Source organism: Alphaproteobacteria bacterium, from assembly GCA_041396705.1.
GTDB lineage: Bacteria > Pseudomonadota > Alphaproteobacteria > CALKHQ01 > CALKHQ01 > CALKHQ01.
On the sequence record JAWKYB010000011.1, the window covers coordinates 1 to 19,020 of the forward strand.

At 70.4% G+C, this 19,020-nt stretch carries 18 protein-coding genes; 13 read left to right on the forward strand and 5 right to left on the reverse strand.

Annotated elements, in window-relative coordinates:
* Positions 1-195 precede the first annotated feature (195 nt).
* The 3 genes from R3F55_16000 to R3F55_16010 are packed head-to-tail and all read left to right on the forward strand — an operon-like array spanning position 196 to position 2,429.
* Entirely contained in the window at positions 196-489 is a 294-nt protein-coding gene (locus R3F55_16000) for a transposase (GenBank protein ID MEZ5668908.1), read from the forward strand.
* Positions 486-833, forward strand: coding sequence for an IS66 family insertion sequence element accessory protein TnpB (tnpB, locus tag R3F55_16005; protein MEZ5668909.1), 348 nt, complete (start codon positions 486-488; stop codon positions 831-833). The genes R3F55_16000 and tnpB overlap by 4 nt, the downstream gene beginning before the upstream one ends.
* Positions 834-893: 60 nt before the next feature.
* Positions 894-2,429, forward strand: coding sequence for an IS66 family transposase (locus R3F55_16010; protein MEZ5668910.1), 1,536 nt, complete (start codon positions 894-896; stop codon positions 2,427-2,429).
* 47 nt (positions 2,430-2,476) lie between these two features.
* Here R3F55_16010 and R3F55_16015 read toward each other — a convergent pair whose 3' ends face one another.
* The 3 genes from R3F55_16015 to R3F55_16025 all read right to left on the reverse strand — a co-directional run bounded on the left by R3F55_16015 (position 2,477) and on the right by R3F55_16025 (position 6,156).
* Positions 2,477-3,871 (reverse strand): aminotransferase, encoded by a 1,395-nt coding sequence (locus R3F55_16015; GenBank protein MEZ5668911.1) that lies wholly within the window; start codon positions 3,869-3,871, stop codon positions 2,477-2,479.
* 110 nt (positions 3,872-3,981) lie between these two features.
* Positions 3,982-5,472 (reverse strand): NAD-dependent succinate-semialdehyde dehydrogenase, encoded by a 1,491-nt coding sequence (locus R3F55_16020; protein ID MEZ5668912.1) that lies wholly within the window; start codon positions 5,470-5,472, stop codon positions 3,982-3,984.
* 174 nt (positions 5,473-5,646) lie between these two features.
* A complete protein-coding gene (locus tag R3F55_16025; GenBank protein ID MEZ5668913.1) occupies positions 5,647-6,156 on the reverse strand; it encodes an Lrp/AsnC family transcriptional regulator in 510 nt (169 codons plus the stop codon).
* Between the two features lie 40 nt (positions 6,157-6,196).
* Between R3F55_16025 and R3F55_16030 the strand changes: the two genes are divergently transcribed.
* From R3F55_16030 to doeB, 10 genes are all read left to right on the forward strand, one after another.
* Entirely contained in the window at positions 6,197-7,585 is a 1,389-nt protein-coding gene (locus R3F55_16030) for a PLP-dependent aminotransferase family protein (protein ID MEZ5668914.1), read from the forward strand.
* 180 nt (positions 7,586-7,765) lie between these two features.
* On the forward strand, positions 7,766-8,539 hold the full coding sequence (gene ehuA / locus R3F55_16035; GenBank protein MEZ5668915.1) for an ectoine/hydroxyectoine ABC transporter ATP-binding protein EhuA: 774 nt from the start codon (positions 7,766-7,768) through the stop codon (positions 8,537-8,539).
* A gap of 81 nt (positions 8,540-8,620) precedes the next feature.
* Positions 8,621-9,490, forward strand: coding sequence for an ectoine/hydroxyectoine ABC transporter substrate-binding protein EhuB (gene ehuB, locus R3F55_16040; protein MEZ5668916.1), 870 nt, complete (start codon positions 8,621-8,623; stop codon positions 9,488-9,490).
* A 68-nt stretch (positions 9,491-9,558) separates the two neighbouring features.
* On the forward strand, positions 9,559-10,218 hold the full coding sequence (gene ehuC, locus R3F55_16045; GenBank protein ID MEZ5668917.1) for an ectoine/hydroxyectoine ABC transporter permease subunit EhuC: 660 nt from the start codon (positions 9,559-9,561) through the stop codon (positions 10,216-10,218).
* A 3-nt stretch (positions 10,219-10,221) separates the two neighbouring features.
* Complete coding sequence (gene ehuD / locus R3F55_16050) at positions 10,222-10,881, forward strand: ectoine/hydroxyectoine ABC transporter permease subunit EhuD (GenBank protein MEZ5668918.1); 660 nt, start codon at positions 10,222-10,224, stop codon at positions 10,879-10,881.
* On the forward strand, positions 10,871-11,674 hold the full coding sequence (locus R3F55_16055; GenBank protein ID MEZ5668919.1) for an aspartate/glutamate racemase family protein: 804 nt from the start codon (positions 10,871-10,873) through the stop codon (positions 11,672-11,674). Before ehuD ends, R3F55_16055 begins: the two co-directional genes overlap by 11 nt.
* A complete protein-coding gene (gene eutB, locus R3F55_16060) occupies positions 11,671-12,678 on the forward strand; it encodes a hydroxyectoine utilization dehydratase EutB (GenBank protein MEZ5668920.1) in 1,008 nt (335 codons plus the stop codon). The genes R3F55_16055 and eutB overlap by 4 nt, the downstream gene beginning before the upstream one ends.
* A gap of 1 nt (position 12,679) precedes the next feature.
* Positions 12,680-13,675, forward strand: coding sequence for an ectoine utilization protein EutC (gene eutC / locus R3F55_16065; GenBank protein ID MEZ5668921.1), 996 nt, complete (start codon positions 12,680-12,682; stop codon positions 13,673-13,675).
* A 7-nt stretch (positions 13,676-13,682) separates the two neighbouring features.
* Positions 13,683-14,873 (forward strand): ectoine hydrolase DoeA, encoded by a 1,191-nt coding sequence (gene doeA, locus R3F55_16070; GenBank protein MEZ5668922.1) that lies wholly within the window; start codon positions 13,683-13,685, stop codon positions 14,871-14,873.
* 23 nt (positions 14,874-14,896) lie between these two features.
* Positions 14,897-15,922 (forward strand): N(2)-acetyl-L-2,4-diaminobutanoate deacetylase DoeB, encoded by a 1,026-nt coding sequence (gene doeB, locus R3F55_16075; GenBank protein ID MEZ5668923.1) that lies wholly within the window; start codon positions 14,897-14,899, stop codon positions 15,920-15,922.
* Between the two features lie 24 nt (positions 15,923-15,946).
* Here the strand turns inward: doeB and R3F55_16080 are convergent, their stop codons facing one another.
* The gene (locus R3F55_16080; GenBank protein MEZ5668924.1) at positions 15,947-17,896 is read right to left on the reverse strand and encodes an ABC transporter permease subunit; all 1,950 of its coding nucleotides are present in this window, start codon (positions 17,894-17,896) and stop codon (positions 15,947-15,949) included.
* 49 nt (positions 17,897-17,945) lie between these two features.
* Positions 17,946-18,968: a betaine/proline/choline family ABC transporter ATP-binding protein gene (locus tag R3F55_16085; protein ID MEZ5668925.1), complete on the reverse strand. Its 1,023-nt coding sequence runs from the start codon at positions 18,966-18,968 to the stop codon at positions 17,946-17,948.
* Positions 18,969-19,020 lie beyond the last annotated feature (52 nt).

Consider the following 19,020-nt stretch of genomic DNA (forward strand, 5'->3'; position numbering starts at 1 on the left):
CATGCGCCGGATCGCCTCCAGCCGCCGCGGCAGCGTAAGCGTCCGGCCTGACTGACCTTGTGCCCTCGGTGCCGATCCCGCCTGCTGGGACTGATGGCGGGCGATAGTGTCCACCATCGATAGTGGACACTATCGGGGTGAAGGATGGCGCGGCGCCGACGTCGGTTGTGGGCGGATGACGAGAAGCAGCGGATCGTGGCACAGGCGCGTGTGCCGGGGGTCTCGGTGTCGCAGGTGGCGCGGCGCTACGACGTGAACGCCAACCTTGTGTTCAAGTGGCTGCGCGATCCCCGCTTCAAGGTCGAGGACGAGGCGGCCTGCCGGTTCCTGCCGGTGGAGGTCGTCGCCGAGGCGACGCCATCCTGCACCGAGCAGCGGCCCCCGGAGAGTAGGATCGAGATCGCGCTGGCCAACGGCCATCGTCTCACGGTGTCGGGTCCGTTCGATGCCGACGCGGTGTGCCGCCTGGTGCGGGGCCTGAGCGCGTGATCCCGGTTCCGGCGACGACGCGGATCTGGCTCGCCGGCGGGGTGACGGACATGCGCAAGGGATTCGTGGGCCTGGCGGCGCAGGCGGAGAAGGTGCTGCGCGCGGACCCGTATTCGGGCCACCTTTTCGTGTTCCGCGGCCGGCGCGGCGACCTGGTCAAGGTGATCTGGTGGGACGGCCAGGGGGCGTGCCTGTTCGCCAAGCGTCTGGAGCGCGGGCGGTTCGTGTGGCCGTCGGTGGCGGCTGGCCGGGTGGTGATCAGCGCGGCGCAGCTGTCGATGCTGTTGGAGGGGATCGACTGGCGGGCCCCTCTCCGCACTTGGCGGCCGCTGACGACCGGGTGAGACGAAGTGACTCGGCCGCGCTGATTCCGCGAATCGGCCAGGCGCTTTTACCCTTGGGGCATGACCGAGGGCAGCGCCGCCATCTCCGAGCTGGACAGCCTGCGGGCGCTGCTGGCGGCGCGGGAGGCGGAGATCGCGGCGAAGGACGCCGAGCTGCGCTCTCGCGACCTGCTGATCGAGAAGCTCAGGCACCAGCTGGCCGGGCTCCGGCGCTACCGGTTCGGGGCGCGGTCGGAGAGCCTCGACCAGCTGGAGCTAACCCTGGAAGAGGCGGAGATCGCGCAGGCCGTGGACGCCCCGGCCGAGCGGCAGCCCGTCGCCGCCGGCGAGAAGCGCAAGCCGAAGCGGCTGCCGCTGCCCGATCACTTGCCGCGCCATGAGACGGTGCTGCCCCCTGTCTCTGGCGGGGGCGAAGCCTGCCCGGCGTGCGGCGGGCGGCTGAAGCGGGTCGGCCAGGACGTCACCGAGGAGCTGGAGTACGTCCCCGCCCGCTTCGTGGTGAACCGGATCGTGCGCCCGCGCATGGCCTGCGCCGGTTGCGAGGCGTTCCACCAGGCCGAGCTGCCGTCGCGACCGATCGAGCGCGGCCGCCCGGGCCCGGGGCTGCTGGCCCAAGTGCTGGTCTCCAAGTACGCCGATCACCTGCCGCTCTACCGCCAGAGCCGGATCTTCGCCCGCGACGGCATCGATCTCGACCGCTCGACGCTGGCCGACTGGGTCGGGCGCTCCACCGCGCTGTTGGCGGCGCTGGCCGACGCGGTCGGCCGCCACGTGCTGGCGGGCCAAGCGATCTTCGCCGACGACACGCCGGTGAGACTGCAGGTGCCCGGCACCGGCAGGACGCACACCGCGCGGCTGTGGACCTACGTCCGCGACGAGCGCCCTTGGGCCGGCGCGGCACCGCCGGCGGCTTGGTACCGGTTCACCCTCGACCGCAAGGGCGAGCATCCGGCGGCGCATCTGGCCGACTATGACGGCTGGATGCACGCCGACGGCTATGCCGGCTTCGAGGAGATCTACCGCTCGGGCAGGGTCACCGAGGTCGCCTGCATGGCCCATGTCCGGCGCAAGTTCGTCGACGTCCACCAGTCCCAGGCCTCGGCCATCGCCGCCGAGGCGCTCGAGCGGATCGCTGCGCTCTACGCCGTCGAGGCGGAGGCTCGCGGCCGGCCGCCGGACGAACGGGCAAGGATCAGGCAGGCGAAAGCCCGCCCCGTCTTCGACGACCTCGAGGCCTGGCTCACGGCGCAGCGCGGCGCCATCTCCGCCAAGACCCCGCTCGCCGGCGCCATCCGCTATGCGCTTTCCAGGCTGCAGCGGCTCCGCCCCTATCTCGACGACGGCATCCTCGAGATCGACAACAACGCGGCCGAGCGCGCCATGCGCGGTGTCGCTCTCGGTCGTAAGAACTGGCTGTTCGCCGGCTCGCCCGCCGGTGGCCGCTCCGCCGCCGTCGCCTACACCCTGATCGAGACCACCAAGCTCAACGGCGCCGACCCCCAGGCTTGGCTCGCCGATGTCCTCGCCCGCATCGCCGACCACAAGGTCACCGAACTCGATGACCTGATGCCCTGGCGTAACGGTCGGCCCAGCTGAGCGTTGGCGCCCGGCGGCTCAAGCCGCGGGCCGGTCAGACCGGACGCTTACGCGGCGACCTCGTCGACCGCCTCCGCGCTCGCCGACACGATCCGGTCCGCATCGTCCCGGCCGAGGCATAGCGGCGGCGCAAAGCCAAGGATGTCGCCATGCGGCATCGCCCGGCCGAGCACGCCGCGGGCGGCGAGGGCCGCGGCCACCCGCGGGCCGACCTTCTTCGCCGGATCGAACAGCGCCCCCGTCCGTTTGTCGGCGCAGAACTCGACCGCCGCCAGCAGGCCGTCGCCGCGCACCTCGCCGACCATGGCGTGGTCCGCCAGTGCGCTGCGCAAGCCGTCGAGCAGATACGGACCGATCGCCCTTACGTTGGCGAGCAGATCCAGTTCGTCGATCAGCCGAAGATTGGCGACGCCGGCGGCCGCGCACAGCGGATGGGCCGAGTAGGTCCAGCCGTGACCGATCGGGCCGAGCTTGTCCGAGCCCTGCTCGAGCACGTCCCAGATCCGGTCGTGGACGATCACCCCGCTGAGCGGCGCATAGGCACTGGTCAGGCCCTTGGCGACGGTGACGAGGTCGGGGTCGAGCCCGTAGCGCTCGCTGCCGAACATCGTGCCCAGCCGGCCGAAGCCGGTGACTACCTCGTCGGCGATCAACAGGATGTCGTGGCGCTTCAGCGTCGCCTGGATCTTCGGCCAATAGCCGGCGGGCGGCGGCACGATGCCGCCGGTTCCGAGCATCGGTTCGGCGATGAAGGCGGCGACGGTGTCGGGCCCCTCGCGCTGAATCAGCGCCTCGAGGCTGTCGGCGCAGGCCTGGGCGAATTCCTCCTCGGACTGGCTGCGGTCGGCCCGGCGGAAATAGTGCGGGGCATCGGTGTGCAGCACCCGGTCCAGCGGCAGGTCGAAGGCGTCGTGGAACAGCGGCAGGCCGGTCAGGCTGCCGGTGATCAGGCCGGAGCCGTGGTAGCCGCGCAGGCGGCTGATGATCTTCTTCTTCTGCGGCCGGCCGAGCACGTTGTTCAGGTACCAGACCAGCTTGATGTTGGTCTCGTTGGCATCGGAGCCGGACAGGCCGAAATAGACGTGGTTGAGGCCGGCGGGGGCGCGCTCGCAGATCATGCGCGCCAGCGTGATCGCGGGCTCGGTGCCGTGGCCGACATAGGCGTGGTAGTAGGCGAGCTTGCGCGCCTGCTCGGCGATGGCGTCGGCGATCTCGGTGCGGCCGTAACCGACGTTGACGCAGTAGAGGCCGGCGAAGGCGTCGAGGCTGCGCCTGCCGTCGCGGTCGGTGATCCACACCCCGTCGCCGCCGGTGACGACGCGGGCCGGCGTGTCGCCGCGGCTGTGCGCGGACATTGAGGTCGACGGATGAAAGAAGTGGTCGCGGTCCCACACCTCCAGCATATCGCGGTTGGCGCGCTGGGCGTGCCCGGTCTCAGTCATCTCGTCTCCTCCTCATTCTGGCGCGGCGCCGCTGCGGGCCGGATGCGGGCCGAAGGTCATGCAAGTCGGGCGCGGACCGGGCGCGCGCTGCGGCGCAGCGTGGCGCGCGATCATGCGCCCTGCCGGCAGATGTACTTGAGCACGGTGAACGCCTCCAGGCCGTGCCGGCCGCCTTCGCGACCGAGACCGGATTGCTTGACGCCGCCGAAGGGCACCGGGGCGCCGGTCAGCTTGGTGCGGTTGACGGCGACCATGCCGTAGTCGAGCTCGCGCTGGAAGCGCTCGATCCGCTCCGGCGCGCGGGCGTGGACATAGGCGACGAGGCCGTGAACGGTGTCGTTGGCGATGCGGATCGCCGTGTCATCGTCATCGAACGCCGCGACGGCCGCGACCGGAGCGAACGTCTCCTCGCGCCAGATCAGCGCCTCCGGCGGCACGTTCGCGAGCAAGGTCGGCTGGAAGAACTGCGCGCCGGCCCGGTGGCGCGCGCCGCCGGTCACCAGCCGGGCCCCGCGCTCGACCGCATCGGCGACGTGGGCCTCGGCCTTGGCGACGGCACGGGCGTTGATCAGCGGCCCGATGTCGACACCCGGCGCGAAGCCGTGGCCGACGGTCAGCCCCTGCATGCGCTCGGCAAAGCGGGCGACGAACGGGTCGTAGAGCGTGCGGTGGACCAGGAAGCGGTTGGCGGCAAGGCAGTCCTGGCCCGAGGTGGCGAACTTCGCCGGCATCGCGGCGTCGACCGCAGCGTCGAGGTCGGCGTCGGCGCAGACGACGAACGGTGCATGGCCGCCGAGCTCCAGGATCGTCGTCTTCACGGTCGCCGCGCACTGCGCTGCGACCAGGCGGCCGACCTCGGTCGATCCGGTGAAGCTGACCGCCCGAATGTCGGGATGGCCGCACAGCGCAGGGCCGATCTCGCCCGGAGCGCCGGGGACGACGTTGAAGGTGCCGGCCGGCAGCCCGGCCCGGTCGGCAAGCTCGGCCAGCGCCAGGGCGCTGAACGGCGCCTCGCACGAGGGATGGACGACGGCGGTGCAGCCGGCGGCCAGGGCCGCGGCGGCCTTGCGCGTGATCATCGCCAGCGGGAAGTTCCACGGGGTGAGCAGGGCCGCCACGCCGACCGGCTCGCGCCGCAGCTCGGTGACCGCATCGGCGAACGGGCTGGCGATCGATTCCACGCCGATGCGCTCGGCCTCCGCCGCATACCACGCCACGAAGTCGGCGGCATAGTCGACCTCGCCCTGCGCCTCGGCCAGCGGCTTGCCCTGTTCAAGCACGATCAGGCGGGCGAGATCGTCGCGCGCCGCCAGCATGTGGCTGTGCCAGGCCGCGAGCGTGCGGCCGCGTGCGGCCGGCAGGCTCCGTCGCCAGTCCGCGAAAGCCCGCCGGGCGGCTGCGATGGCCACCGCCGTGTCGCCGGCGCTCAGCGCGGCGACCGTGCCGACGACGGCCCCGTCCGACGGATCGGTGACGGCGAAGGGCGCGGCGCCGCTGCCGTCGGTCCAGGCTCCGTCGACATAGCCCTGGTGACGCAGGAGCGTGGGGTCGCAGAGGATCGCGCGTTTCGCGCAGGCGGTCTGCGCAGCCGGTTGGGCCATCGAGGCGTCGTCTCCGGATGGTGCGGGCACGTGGTGCGAGCATGCGGGCTTCACGATGCGGTGCCGGCCCGATTTGCCCCGCTCGACGGACCGATCGGACCGCGTTTGCCGCGGACGCGGACCGATCGTCCCGCGTGCGACGCGGCGTGCGACGCGGCGGGCGCGCCGCATGATTCAGCTGCGGGCGACCAGGCCGACGGGGGGCTGGTGGCCACGCTTGACCGTGCGGGTCACCACATAGGTGAAATAGCGGTCGATCCCGATCCGCCGCTGCAGCAGACCGTCGATCAGCGCCTGATAGGCGTCGATGTCCGGCACGATCACCTTCAGCAGGTAGTCGATTCCGCCGCCGATGGCGTAGCACTCGACCACCGCCTCCTCGCCGGCGATCGCCGTCTCGAAGCGCTGGAAATCCTCATAGCGGTGCTGCTTGAGCGTGACCTCGACCAGGATCGAGGCGAAGCGCGCGATGCGCTCCAGCGCGATCTCGGCGCGGTAGGCGCGGATCAGGCCGCTCTGCTCCAGCCGGCGCAGGCGGGTCCAGCAGGGGGACGGCGACAGGTTCACGCGGGCGGCGAGCGCCGTCTTCGACAGCCGGCCTTCCTTCTGCACGGCGGCCAGAATTCGAACGTCCGTCGGGTCGAGCCGGTCGTGGCGCATGGCCGGAACGGTGCGTGGCCTCATGGTCGTTGTCAATTGTCATGAATTTCACCAAGGTTGGATCATGACAATGTGGTGCCCGGAATCGGATCGCCTGACGCGGCCGTTCTTCCTGTCGCTGGCAGGCGAAATCCGCCGTGCGATCGAGGAGGGGCGGCTGGTTCCCGGCGCGCGGCTGCCGCCCCACCGTGCGCTGGCGCACGCGCTGGGCCTGAGCGTGCAGACCGTCAGCCGCGCCTACAACCTGCTGGAGCGCGACGGCATCCTGACCGGGCGGGTCGGCAGCGGTACCTATGTCGGAGCCGGCCGGCCCGATCCGGGCTATCCGTTCATCGAAAGCAGTTTCGGTTCCGGCCTGATCGACCTGTCGATCCTGAAGCAGGTCCTGACCCCCTGGCACGACGCGCGGATGCGCGAGACGCTGGCGGACGTGGCTGGGTCCGCACCGGAATCCGCGTTCTTCTCGTTCCGGCCGGGGACGGCGCTGGCGCCCTATCTGGCGTGTGCGCAGCGCTGGCTCGCAGTCTGCGGCGTGACGGCGCACGCCGACCAAATCCAATTGACCGCAGGTGCCACGCCGGCGATGAGCGTCGCGATCCAGACCGCGGTGCCGCCGGGCGGGACGATGGCGACCGAGGCCATCGGCCATCACATGCTGGTGCACCTGTGCAAATACCTCGGTCGGCGGCTGGTCGGCATCGCCGGCGACGACGACGGCATGCTTCCGGACGCATTCGAGGCGGCGTGCCGAGCCGAACCGGTTGCGGCGCTGTTCGTCACGCCCTCCTGCGCCAACCCGCAGGGGATCGCCGTGACGACCCAGCGCCGGCGAGCGCTGCTCGACGTGGCCGCGCGCTACCGGGTGCGCGTCATCGAGAACGATGCATGGGGGCCGCTGGTCGCCGACCGGCCGCCGCCCTTTGCCGCGATGGCGCCGGATCGGGTGTTCTACATCACCAGCTTCACCAAGATCATGCTGCCCGGGCTGCGGGCCGGGCTGCTGGTGGCGCCGCCCGGGCTGCACACCGACGCGGCCAAGCGCAACCTTGCCAGCAACTGGTCGGCCGTCCCGCTGGTCTTTGAGGTGGTCAAGCGCTGGATCGAGGACGGCACCGCGGACGAGATGGTGGTGCGCCAGCGCAAGGCCCTGGAAGCGCGCCACGCGATCGCGATGACCGAACTGGCGGGCCTGCCGTTCCGCGCGAACCGGCACGGGCTGCACCTGTGGCTTGACCTCGTGCCGCCGTGGACCAGCGAGCCGTTCATCCTGCAGCTCAGGCAGCAGGGCGTCGCCGTCGCGCCGGCCTCGGCCTTCGTCACCGAACCGGGGCAGGCGCCGAACAGCGTCCGGGTCAGCCTGGGGCCGGCGCCCGAGCCGGACCTTCGCCGTGCGCTGGCGATCCTGCGCGCGCTGTACGACGAGGAGCCGGCGCCGGCAATGTTCGGGCTATGATCGAAATGTACTGATCCAATAATGCGATTGACATGATTGTTTTGGCCTCGCAGGCTGGATTGTATCGATAGCGAAATCCGACGCCTGCTCGGGGGAAAGCAGCGGATGGCCGATGCCGTTCTGGCTATGCGAGGGGAGACCGACGGGCGCGAGGCCGGCCCTGCGCCGGACGGCGACGCGATGATCCGCCTCGATCGCGTCACCAAGCGGTTCGGCAACCTCACCGTGCTCGACGAGCTCTGCTTCGCGGCGAAGCCGGCGGAGAAGCTGGCGCTGATCGGGCCCAGCGGTTCCGGCAAGACCACGGTGCTGCGCATCCTGATGACGCTGGAGACGCTGAACGGCGGCGCCGTCTATGTCGACGGGGAACCGCTGTGGCACATGCCCGGCGCCGGCGGGCTGGTGCCGGCGAACGAGGCGTACCTGCACAGGATGCGCAAGAAGATCGGCATGGTCTTCCAGCTGTTCAACCTGTTCCCGCACAAGTCGGTGCTGCGCAACGTGACGCTGGCGCCGATGCTGACCCAGGGCACGCCAAGGGCCGAGGCCGAAGCCAGGGCGATGGCGCTGCTGAAGATGGTGGGCATGGAGGAGAAGGCGGACGCCATGCCCGCCCAGCTCTCCGGCGGCCAGAAGCAGCGGGTCGCGATCGCGCGCGCGCTCGCGCTGCAGCCGAAGGTGATGCTGTTCGACGAGGTCACCTCGGCGCTCGACCCGGAACTGGTCGAGGAGGTGCTCAACGTCATGCGCAGGCTCGGCGAGGAGACCGACATGACGATGCTGCTGGTCACCCACGAGATGAGCTTCGCCCACGACTTCGCCGACCGGGTGCTGTTCTTCGATCAGGGCCGCATCGTCGAAAGCGGTCCGCCGGCGCAGATCTTTTCCGATCCGCAGGAGGAGCGCACCCGCACCTTCCTGCGCAAGGTCATCGCCTCCGGCCAGCGGATCTGACCGGGGCGTATGGGCTCAGAACGACAGGCCGGGAGCAACCCGGCCACGAACACGACACATCACAGACGGAGGGTTCCGGAAATGGCACAGGCATCGACACTCTGCGGGGCGCTGTCCCGCGCGGCATGGGCGACGGCGCTCGCCGCGGGCATCGGCCTCGGCACCGGCGCGGCGCAGGCGCAGGACACGCTGGCGCGGCTGCAGGAGCAGGGCTTCGCCCGCATCGCCATCGCCAACGAGCCGCCATGGACGCAGGTGAATGCCGACGGCACGGTCACTGGCGCGGCGCCCGAGGTGGCCAAGGCGGTGCTGGCGCGCCTGGGGATCGAAGAGGTGGTCGCGTCGATCTCCGAATATGGCGCGATGATCCCGGGGCTGCAGGCGCGGCGCTTCGACCTGGTCACCGCCGGGCTGTTCATCAAGCCCGAGCGCTGCGAGGCGGTGATCTTCTCGGAGCCGGACCTGTGCGACGCGGAATCGTTCGCGGTCAAGGCCGGCAATCCGCTCGGCCTGATGACCTATGAGGACATCGCGGCAAGCGACAGCGCGCGGGTCGGCGCGCCGGGCGGCGGCACCGAGGAGCGCCTGGCGCTCGAGGCCGGCGTGCCGCGCGACCGGGTCATCGTGGTGCCGGATGCCCAGAGCGGCATCGCCATGCTGCAGGACGGCCGCATCGACGTCTACGCGCTGCCGATCCTGTCGATATCCGCGCTGCTGGCGACGGCCGACGACCCGGATCTCGAGATGGTGGCGCCGATCGCCGGCACGCCGGTCTATTGTGCCGGCGCCGCCTTCAATGCCGACGACGCGGCGTTCCGCGACGCCTATGACGCCGAGCTGGCGGCGCTGAAGGAAAGCGGTGAGTTCGCCGCCATCGTCGAGCCCTACGGCTTCTCGGGCGAGGCGCCGGGCATGACCAGCCGCGAAACCCTGTGCGGCGAGCCGAACTGACCCTCCACCGCTGAGGGGCGGCCGCGTGCGGCACCGCACGCGGCCGCGCCGCCGCAGGGAACAGGCGCATGGAGCAATGGTCCGGCTATCTCGGCCTGATCGTGGACGGCTTCTGGGTCACGCTGCAGCTGACGGTGTTCGGCTGCGCGCTCGCCCTGGCCATGGCGTTCATCGCCGGGCTCGGGCGCCTGTCGCGGTTCTTCGTGCTGCGGGCGGCTGCGACGGCATATATCGAGTTCTTCCGCGGCACGTCGGTGTTCGTCCAGCTGTTCTGGGCCTATTTCGTGCTGCCGTTGTTCGGCATCCCGCTGGAGCCGATCGAGGCCGGCGTGCTCGCCCTCGGCCTCAATGTCGGTGCCTACGGTGCCGAGGTGGTGCGCGGGGCGATCCTGTCGGTGCCGCGCGAGCAGTACGAGGCGTGCACGGCGCTGAACCTCGGGCGCTGGCAGCGCCTGCGCCACGTGGTGCTGCCCCAGGCCTTCCTGCTGATGCTGCCGACCTTCGGCAACAACGCGATCGAGCTGCTGAAGGGCACGGCGGTCGTGTCGCTCATATCGCTCGCCGACATGACGTTCCAGGCCCAGGTGGTACGCCAGCAGACCGGCAATACCGCCGTCCCGTTCCTGTCCATCCTGGTGCTGTACTTCGCCATTGCGATGGTCATCACCTACAGCGTCCGCGGCCTCGAGCGACACCTGTCGCGCGGCCTCGACGTGACGCGGAGATAGGCCGTGGACTGGAAGTGGTCGTTCGTCTGGGAGATCATGCCGACGCTGATCGACGGCGTGATCGTCACCATCGAGGCGACGCTGCTGGGATCGGCGCTGGCCATGGCGCTCGGGCTCGGCTTCGCCATCGTCCGGCGGTCGCCGAACCGTCTCGTGGCGCTGCCGGCCGGGTTCGTGCTCGACTTCATCCGCGGCACGCCGCTGCTGGTGCAGCTCTACTTCCTGTTCTTCATCCTGCCGGACGTCGGGCTGACCCTCAGCCCGCTGCTGGCCGGCGTGATCGGGCTCGGCGTCCACTACGGAACCTACACGGCCGAGGTCTACCGCACCGGCATCGACAATCTGCCGCGCGGCCAATGGGAAGCGGCCAAGGCGGTGAACCTGTCGGTCGGCCAGACCTGGCGACATATCGTGATTCCGCAGGCGATTCCGCCGATGATCCCGGCACTCGCAAACTATTTCATCGCGATGTTCAAGGAAACGCCGCTGCTGTCGGCAATCACGGTGCTGGAACTGATGAACCAGGCCAAGAGCGTCGCCAACTTCAACTACCGCTACCTGGAACCCATGACCCTGGTCGGCGCCTTCTTCCTCGCGATCAGCGTGCCCTCGGTGATCGCCCTCAGGCGTCTGGAGCGACGATATGCGCGACGTGAGCGATGAGGCCGCCGTGGTGACGCGCCCGATCGCTTCGCTGGCCGACATCGCGGCTTTCGACGAGCGTCCGAGCCGCACGCGGATCGGCCTGCTGCTGCTCGCCACCGACCACACCACCGAGCGCGACTTCGAGCGCGTCTGCGTGCCGTTGGGCGTCGCGGTCCATTGCGCCCGCATCGCCTACGCCAACCCGACGACGCCGGAGAACCTGCGCGAGATGGCGCCGCGCCTGGCCACCGGTACCGATCTGATCCTGCCCGGCGAGACGCTGGATGCGGTCTATTTCGCGTGCACGGCCGCATCGGTCGAGATCGGCGACGACGCGGTGGTGAACGCCATCCGCAGCGCGAAGAGCGGCGTGCCCGCCGTCACCCCGACCGGCGCGGCGCTGCTGGCTTTCGCGGCCCTCCGTCTGCACCGCGTGGCACTGCTCACACCCTACTCGCACACGGTGACGGCCGACGTGGCGGCCTATTTCGAGGCGCGCGGGATCGAAGTCGGCGGAGCGGCCTGCTTCGGACTGGAGGACGATCGCGCCATGGCGCGGCTGACCGGCGACGCCATCGTGGCGGCGGCGGAACGCACGATCCGCGACGACGACGATGGGCTGTTCCTGTCCTGCACGGCCCTGCGTGCCTTTGACGTCGCCGACCGGATCGAGCAGCGCATCGGCCGGCCGGTGGTCACCAGCAACCAGGCTGGCATCTGGCAGACGCTCAATCTCGCCGGTGTTTCCCCGCCAGCGGATGCCGGCGGCCGCCTGATGCGCCTGCCGCTCCCGGGGCGCGCCGCGGCATGAGTGTCGCGCGGATCGCCGACGCGTTGTCGCCCGCCGACGTGCTGCGGGCCCGCGGACGGATCGCCGGCGTGGTCGCCCGCACGCCGCTGCGGGCGTCGCCCAGCCTCTCCGAACGGGCCGGCGTTCCCGTCGCGGTCAAATGGGAGCAGCAGCAGATCACCGGCAGCTTCAAGCTCCGCGGCGCGACCAATGCGGTCGCCAGCCTGTCCGAGGCGGAGCGAGCGCGCGGCATCGTCGGCGTATCCACCGGCAACCACGGCCGGGCGCTGGCCCATGCCGCCAAGGCTGTCGGCGCGCGCTGCACCATCTTCATGTCCGAGCTGGTGCCGGCCAACAAGGTCGATGCGATCCGCGCCCTCGGCGCAGAAGTCGCAATCGGCGGGCGGTCCCAGGACGAGGCGCAGGAGCGGGCCGAGACCCTGGTCCGCGCCGAACAAAGGGTGATGCTGCCGCCCTTCGACCATCGCGACATCATCGCCGGCCAGGGCACGCTGGCCCTGGAGGTGCTGGAGGACGCGCCGGACACCGCGACCCTGGTGGTGCCGGTGTCCGGCGGCGGCCTCGTTTCCGGCGTGGCGTTGATGGCCAAGGCGCTGAACCCGGCGATCCGCATCCTCGGGGTCAGCATGCGCCGCGGCGCGGCGATGCACGCCAGCATCGCGGCCGGCCGACCGGTCCAGGTCGAGGAGCTGCCGACACTGGCCGATTCCCTGGGCGGCGGCATCGGTCTCGACAACCGCTACACCTTCGGCCTGGTCCAGGCGCTGGTCGACGACATCGTGCTGGTGGACGAGACGGAGATCGCCGCGGGCATCCGTCATGCCTATGCGTGCGAGCAGGAAGTGATCGAAGGCTCGGGCGCCGTCGGCATCGCGGCGTTGCTCGCCGGCAGGCTGCGCCTCGCCGGGCCGGCCGTGGTGCTGTGTTGCGGCCGCAACATCGACATGGCGCTCCACCGCAGGATCATCGACGGCGAAACGCCGGACGTGGGCGGCGCGGGCTGAGATGGCGGCGATCACCATCCTGACCGAGAGCCAGTTGCGCGGGCTGGTCCCGCTCGACCTGGCCGCGGTCGACTGCGTCGCCGCCGCGTTCGCGGCGCTGGCCGGCGGCAGGGTGGTGATGCCGCCGATCCTCCGGCTCGACGTCGTCGACCGCAGGGGCGAGGTCGACGTGACGACGGCCTACGTGCCGGGGCTCGAAAGCTTCGCGATCAAGATCAGCCCAGGATTCTTCGACAACCCGAAGCTGGGTCTGCCGAGCGTCAACGGCCTGATGGCGGTGTTCAGCGCGCGGACCGGCCTGGTCGAGGCGCTGCTGCTGGACAACGGCTACCTGACCGACGTGCGCACTGCCGCAGCCGGTGCGGTCGCGGCGGACGCGCTCGCGCGCCGTGACGCGTCCACCGTGGCGATCCTCGGCGCCGGGGTGCAGGCGGGACTGCAGCTGGAGGCGCTGACCCTGGTCCGGCCGATCCGCGCGGCGACGCTCTGGGCCCGCGACGCAGGCAAGGCCGCGGCAAAGGCGGCCGCGCTGGCACAGCGGCTGGGACTGCCTGTCGATGCGGCCACCGATCCGGCAACAGCGGTGGCACGGGCGGATATCGTGGTGACCACGACGCCGGCCACGGCGCCGATCCTCAAGGCGGAGTGGCTGCAACCGGGCCAGCACGTGACCGCGATGGGCTCCGACGCGGAGCACAAGAACGAGCTGGAGCCGGCGGTCGTCGTCGGCGCCGATCTCTACGTCGCCGACAGCGTGGACCAGGTGCGGCGGCTGGGCGAGCTGCACCATGCCATCGCGGCAGGCGCGGTCGCGGCCGACGCGGGATATCCGACCTTGGGTGAGGTCGTCTCGGGCGCCGCGCCGGGTCGCGTGTCCGACGCCGCCCTGACGGTGTGCGATCTCACCGGCACTGGGGTTCAGGACACGGCGATCGCGACGCTGGCGCGCGAACGCGCGCAGGCAGCCCGCGCCGGAACGATTTTCGAGACCGACTGAGGATGTCATGAGCCGATTGCCGGAGAGCGCACTCAATTTCACCCGGGCCGAATATGCGGCCCGACTGGCCAAGGCGCGCGCCGCGATGGAACGCGCGGGCGTCGAGCTGCTCTATGTGGCCGACCCATCCAACATGCACTGGCTGACCGGCTATGACGGCTGGTCCTTCTACGTGCACCAGGGCGTGCTGCTGCCGCTGGCGGAAGACCCGATCTGGTTCGGCCGCGGCCAGGACGCCGCCGGCGCCGTCCGCACGGTGTTCATGGACCACGACCGGGTCGTCGGCTATCCGGACCACTATGTGCAGTCGACCGAACGCCATCCGATGGACGTGCTGGCCGGCCTGATCGCCGATCGCGGCTGGGGCGCCAAGGCGATCGGCGTCGAGATGGACAACTACTACTACAGCGCCGCCGCCCACGCCGCGCTCGTGCGCCACCTGCCGAACGCGCGGCTGGTCGACGCGACCGGGCTGGTCAACTGGTGCCGGGCGGTGAAGTCGGCGCAGGAGTTGGCCTACATGCGCACGGCGGCGCGCATCGTCGAACGGATGCACGGCTATATCGAGGAGACCGCCGAGCCCGGCATGCGCAAGTGCGACCTGGTCGCCGGCATCCTCGCTGCCGCCGTGCGCGGCACCCCGGACGCCGGGGGCGACTATGCGGCGATCGTGCCGTTGTTGCCCTCGGGCGCCGATGCGGCGGCGCCGCACCTGACCTGGGACGACAAGCCGCTGCGCGGCGGGGAGGGAACCTTCTTCGAGGTCGCCGGCTGCTACCGCCGCTATCACTGCCCGCTGTCGCGCACGATGTTCTTCGGCAAGCCGCCGCAGAAGATCCTGGACGCAGAGAAGGCCGTGCTCGAGGGGCTCGATGCCGGACTGCAGGCGGCCCGTCCGGGCAACAGCTGCGGCGACATCGCCGCCGCCTTCTTCGACGTGCTGGCACGCAACGGGATCGAGAAGGACAACCGCGCTGGCTATGCCATCGGCTTGAGCTACCCGCCCGACTGGGGCGAGCGCACCATGAGCCTCAGGCGTGCCGACAGGTCGACGCTCGAGCCTGGCATGACGTTCCATTTCATGACCGGCTTGTGGCAGCAGGACTGGGGCATGGAAATCACCGAGAGCATCCATATCACCGAAACCGGGGTTGAGACCCTGGCCGACGTGCCGCGGCGGCTGACGGTGAAGGATTGAAGCCGGTGCGCCCGGTCGAGGCGATACGCGAGACGATCCGGACGCCGATCACGGCGACCGTCGACTTCGACGCCGACGGCAAGCAGCACGGATTCCTCAAGCTGCCCTACAGCCACGACCTGTCGGCTTGGGGGATGATCATGATCCCGGTCGCCGTGGTGCGCAATGGACCGGGCCCGACCGCGCTGCTGAGCGGCGGCAACCACGGCGACGAGTATGAGGGACCGGCGGCGCTGTTCGACCTCGCACACACGCTCGACCCGGGTGCCGTGTCCGGCCGCGTCATCATCGTGCCCGCGATGAACTACCCCGCGTTCAAGGCCGCGCGCCGCACTTCGCCGATCGACGGCGGCAACATGAACCGCAGTTTCCCCGGTCGGCCCGACGGCACGGTGACCCAGAAGATCGCCGACTATTTTCAGCGCGCATTGCTGCCGATGGCGGATCTCGTGCTCGACATTCATTCGGGCGGGCGCACCCTGGAGTTCGTCTCCTTCGCGGCCACGCACGCGCTGGACGACAAGACGCAGGAGGGGCGGGCCCTGGCGGCGGTGGATGCGTTCAATGCGCCGTTTTCGGCCCGCATGCTGGAGCTCGACAGCGTCGGCATGTACGACACGGCGGCGGAGGCGATGGGCAAGGTCTTCGTGACCACCGAGCTCGGCGGCGGCGGCACGCTGCGGGCGGAGACGGTGGGCATCGCCAAACGCGGCATCCGCAACGTGCTGATTCACATCGGGTTGCTGGAGGGCCAGCCGACGCGCGCGCCGAGCCGGTGGCTCGACATGCCGTCCGACGACTGTTTCGTTGCCAGCGTCAACGACGGCCTGGTCGAGCCCCTGGTCGATCTCGGCACGGCGGTGCATGCCGGCACCCCGATCGCCCAGGTCCATCGCATCGACCGCACCGGTTCGCCGCCGGAGGTCTATCGCGCCAGGATCGACGGCATCGTCGTCGCCCGTCACTTCCCCGGCATGATCGCCATGGGCGACTGTCTGGCGGTGGTGGCCGTGGAGACCGAGGCGGCGCGGGCGGCCGAGGAGGGATAGCGCCGCCGCCTGCCCGGCGCGGCGCTATTCTCCGGCCGGCCTCGCCAGACCATAGCGCAGCCTGGCCTTGCGGGCGCCGGCGGACACGAGGCGGTCGGCGATCATGGCGATGAAGGCGACACACAGCCCGGCGACGATGCCGCGGCCGGTGTCGGCCTTGGTCAGGGCGATGTAGACCTCCTGGCCGAGGTCGCGGGTGCCGACCAGGGCCGTGATCACCACCATCGAGATCGCCAGCATGATGGTCTGGTTGATGCCGAGCAGGATTTCCGGCAACGCCAGCGGCAGCCTGATCCGGGTCAGGATCTGGCGCGGCGTGCAGCCGGCGGCGATCCCGGCCTCGACGATCTCCGGGCTGACGTTGCGCATGCCGTGTGCGGCATAGCGGATCGCCGGCGCCAGGGCATAGAGCACGATCGCGATCATCGCGGTGAAGTCGCCGACACGGAACAGCATCACCACCGGGATCAGATAGACGAAGCTGGGCAGCGTCTGCAGCGTGTCGAGCACGACGCCCATGACCTGACCCACCGGCCGGCTGACCGCCGCCCACATGCCGAGCGGCACGCCGATCGCGACCGCCACCAGCACCGACGCCCCGCACAGATAGACGGTGATCATCGCCTTCTCCCAAAGGCCGACGACCAACACGAAGGTGGCCATCGCCGCGCAGGTCGCGGCAAGCCGCCAGCCGCCGCAGCGCCAGCCGATCGCCGCGATCAGCGCCAGCGCCAGCGGCCAGGGAATGCCGAGGAAGAACTGCTTGATCGGCAGCAGCAGGTAGGTCAGGAACGCGACCTTCACCGCCTCGAGGTCGTCGAAGTAGTTCACGTTCACATGGCTGACGGCGTCGTTCCAGAACGCCCCGGTGGTCAGGTAGGCGGCTTCAGGATAGGTCTGCAGGAACGGCAGCACCCGTCCTGCGGCCAGCGTGAGGAGCAGCATCAGCGCGACGATCGCGGTGCGCGGGTAGCGCAGCAGGACATTGGCATTCCGGCCGGCGCCGGCCGCGCCGCCGGCCCGCCGGGCGAAGGCCTGGCTGAGGCGGTCGATCGCCGTGGCGAGCACGACGATCGCGATGCCGGCCTCGAAGCCGGCGCCGATGTCGAGCCGGCGCATCGCCGCCAGCACGTCGAAGCCGAGCCCGCCGGCGCCGATCATCGAGGCGATGATGACCATGTTCAGCGCCAGCATGATGACCTGGTTGACGCCGAGCATCAGCCGCTCCTTGGCCGACGGCACCAGGATGCGCCAGGTCATTTGCCGCCGGGTGCAGCCGGCCATCGCGCCGAAGTCCTTCAGCTCCGGGTCGACCCCGCGCAGCGCCAGCGTGGTGACGCGCACCATCGGCGGCATGGCGTAGATGATCGTCGCCACCAGCGCCGACACCGGCCCGAAGCCGAACATGAACAGGATCGGCACCAGATAGGCGAAGATCGGGATGGTCTGCATCAGGTCGAGCAGCGGCACCAGCATGCGGTCGAACAGCGGGTGCCGGTAGGCCAGGATGCCGAGCGCGAGCCCGCCGGCGACTCCGATCGGCACCGCGATGATCACCGAGGCCAGCGTCACCATCGCGCTGTGCCATTGTCCGAACAGCGCCAGGTACAGGAAGCACAGGCCGACCAGCAGGGCGAGGCGCCAGTCGCGGGCATAGTGGCCGAGGCAGGCGACGCCCGCGGTGACCACGATCCAGCTCAGCGGCGGCGCGATCTCGACGGCGTCGGCGCCGGTGCCGTCGACGAAACCGGACGAGAGCAGCGCCAGCGCCAGCTCATAGGGCCGCTCGATCAGCCAAGCGATGCCACGGGTGACGTCGGTGAACCCGACCGACCCGACCGAGGCACCGAGCAGCCAGTCCATCGCCGACGAGAAATAGCCGGCCAGCGGCAGCGACCAGGCGGCCGGATACTCGACCAGCCATTCGATCCCCAGCGCCTTCGCCCAGGGCCCGGCTTGGATCGAGAGCAGGATCGTCAGCGCCAGCGCCGCCAGCCAGACGAGCGGGCGCCGGGCCGCCACGTCAGGCCGTGCCGCCGCGCTGGACCAGCACCCGGATCACCGCGTCGCGGTCGATCGATCCGACGATGGCCCCGGTCTCGTCGGCGACCGCCGTTGCGGTTCCCGCCGCGACGACGGCCTCGGCGACTTCCGCGATCGTCGCATCGGTCCGCACAGTGGGGCCGGACCCGGTTTTCGCCGGCGCCATGACGCTGCCGACGGTCAACACCTTGTCGCGCGGGATATGGCGGGTGAACTTCTCGACATAGTCGGTCGCCGGCGCGAGCACCAGTTGCTCCGGCGTCGCGACCTGGATCACCGCGCCGTCCTGCATGATGGCGATCCGGTCGGCCAGCCGGATCGCCTCGTCGAAATCGTGGGTGATGAATACGATGGTCTTCTTCAGCAGGCCTTGCAGCCGCAGGAACTCGTCCTGCATCTCGCGCCGGATCAGCGGGTCTAGCGCGGAGAACGGCTCGTCCAGGAACCACAGCTCCGGCTCGACAGCCAGCGAGCGGGCGATGCCGACCCGCTGTTGCTGGCCGCCGGACAGTTCGCGCGGATAGTTGCCCTCGCGCCCGGTCAGGCCGACCAGGTCGAGCACCGCGTGCGCGCGGGCCTCGGCCTTCGCCCGGCTGACGCCCTGGATGGTCAGCGGGAATGCCACATTCTGCAGCGCGGTGAGATGCGGCAACAGGGCGAAGTGCTGAAACACCATGCCCATCTTGTGCCGGCGGATCGCGATCAGCTCCTTGTCGCCGACCTTCAGCAGGTCGGTGTCGTCCAGGAACAGTTGCCCGGCGGTGGGCTCCACCAGCCGCGACAGGCAGCGCACAAGGGTCGACTTGCCCGACCCCGACAGGCCCATGATCACGAAGATCTCGCCGTCGTCGATGTCGATCGAGACGTCACGGACCGCGGCGACCAGCCCGGCAGCCGCGATCCGGTCCGCGCTCGGGTCCGCGCGCGTCCTCAAAAAGGAGTCAGCGCTCGGGCCGTACAGCTTCCACAGGCTGCGGCAGCTGAGCTTGTGTCGGGCGGGCATCGGCCCGGGCTCCGGATCCGCGGTCCGCGGGCTGGTGCGGCAGCCGGCGCGG

What these genes read in the sequence shown, in the direction of transcription:
- doeA (MEZ5668922.1), top strand. Translation starts at nt 13,683, where the DNA reads ATGAGCCGATTGCCGGAGAGCGCACTCAATTTCACCCGGGCCGAATAT.
- R3F55_16030 (MEZ5668914.1), top strand. Translation starts at nt 6,197, where the DNA reads ATGACAATGTGGTGCCCGGAATCGGATCGCCTGACGCGGCCGTTCTTC.
- R3F55_16085 (MEZ5668925.1), bottom strand. Translation starts at nt 18,968, where the DNA reads ATGCCCGCCCGACACAAGCTCAGCTGCCGCAGCCTGTGGAAGCTGTAC.
- eutB (MEZ5668920.1), top strand. Translation starts at nt 11,671, where the DNA reads ATGAGTGTCGCGCGGATCGCCGACGCGTTGTCGCCCGCCGACGTGCTG.
- ehuC (MEZ5668917.1), top strand. Translation starts at nt 9,559, where the DNA reads ATGGAGCAATGGTCCGGCTATCTCGGCCTGATCGTGGACGGCTTCTGG.
- R3F55_16025 (MEZ5668913.1), bottom strand. Translation starts at nt 6,156, where the DNA reads ATGAGGCCACGCACCGTTCCGGCCATGCGCCACGACCGGCTCGACCCG.
- R3F55_16010 (MEZ5668910.1), top strand. Translation starts at nt 894, where the DNA reads ATGACCGAGGGCAGCGCCGCCATCTCCGAGCTGGACAGCCTGCGGGCG.
- ehuB (MEZ5668916.1), top strand. Translation starts at nt 8,621, where the DNA reads ATGGCACAGGCATCGACACTCTGCGGGGCGCTGTCCCGCGCGGCATGG.
- eutC (MEZ5668921.1), top strand. Translation starts at nt 12,680, where the DNA reads ATGGCGGCGATCACCATCCTGACCGAGAGCCAGTTGCGCGGGCTGGTC.
- R3F55_16015 (MEZ5668911.1), bottom strand. Translation starts at nt 3,871, where the DNA reads ATGACTGAGACCGGGCACGCCCAGCGCGCCAACCGCGATATGCTGGAG.
- R3F55_16020 (MEZ5668912.1), bottom strand. Translation starts at nt 5,472, where the DNA reads ATGGCCCAACCGGCTGCGCAGACCGCCTGCGCGAAACGCGCGATCCTC.
- ehuA (MEZ5668915.1), top strand. Translation starts at nt 7,766, where the DNA reads ATGATCCGCCTCGATCGCGTCACCAAGCGGTTCGGCAACCTCACCGTG.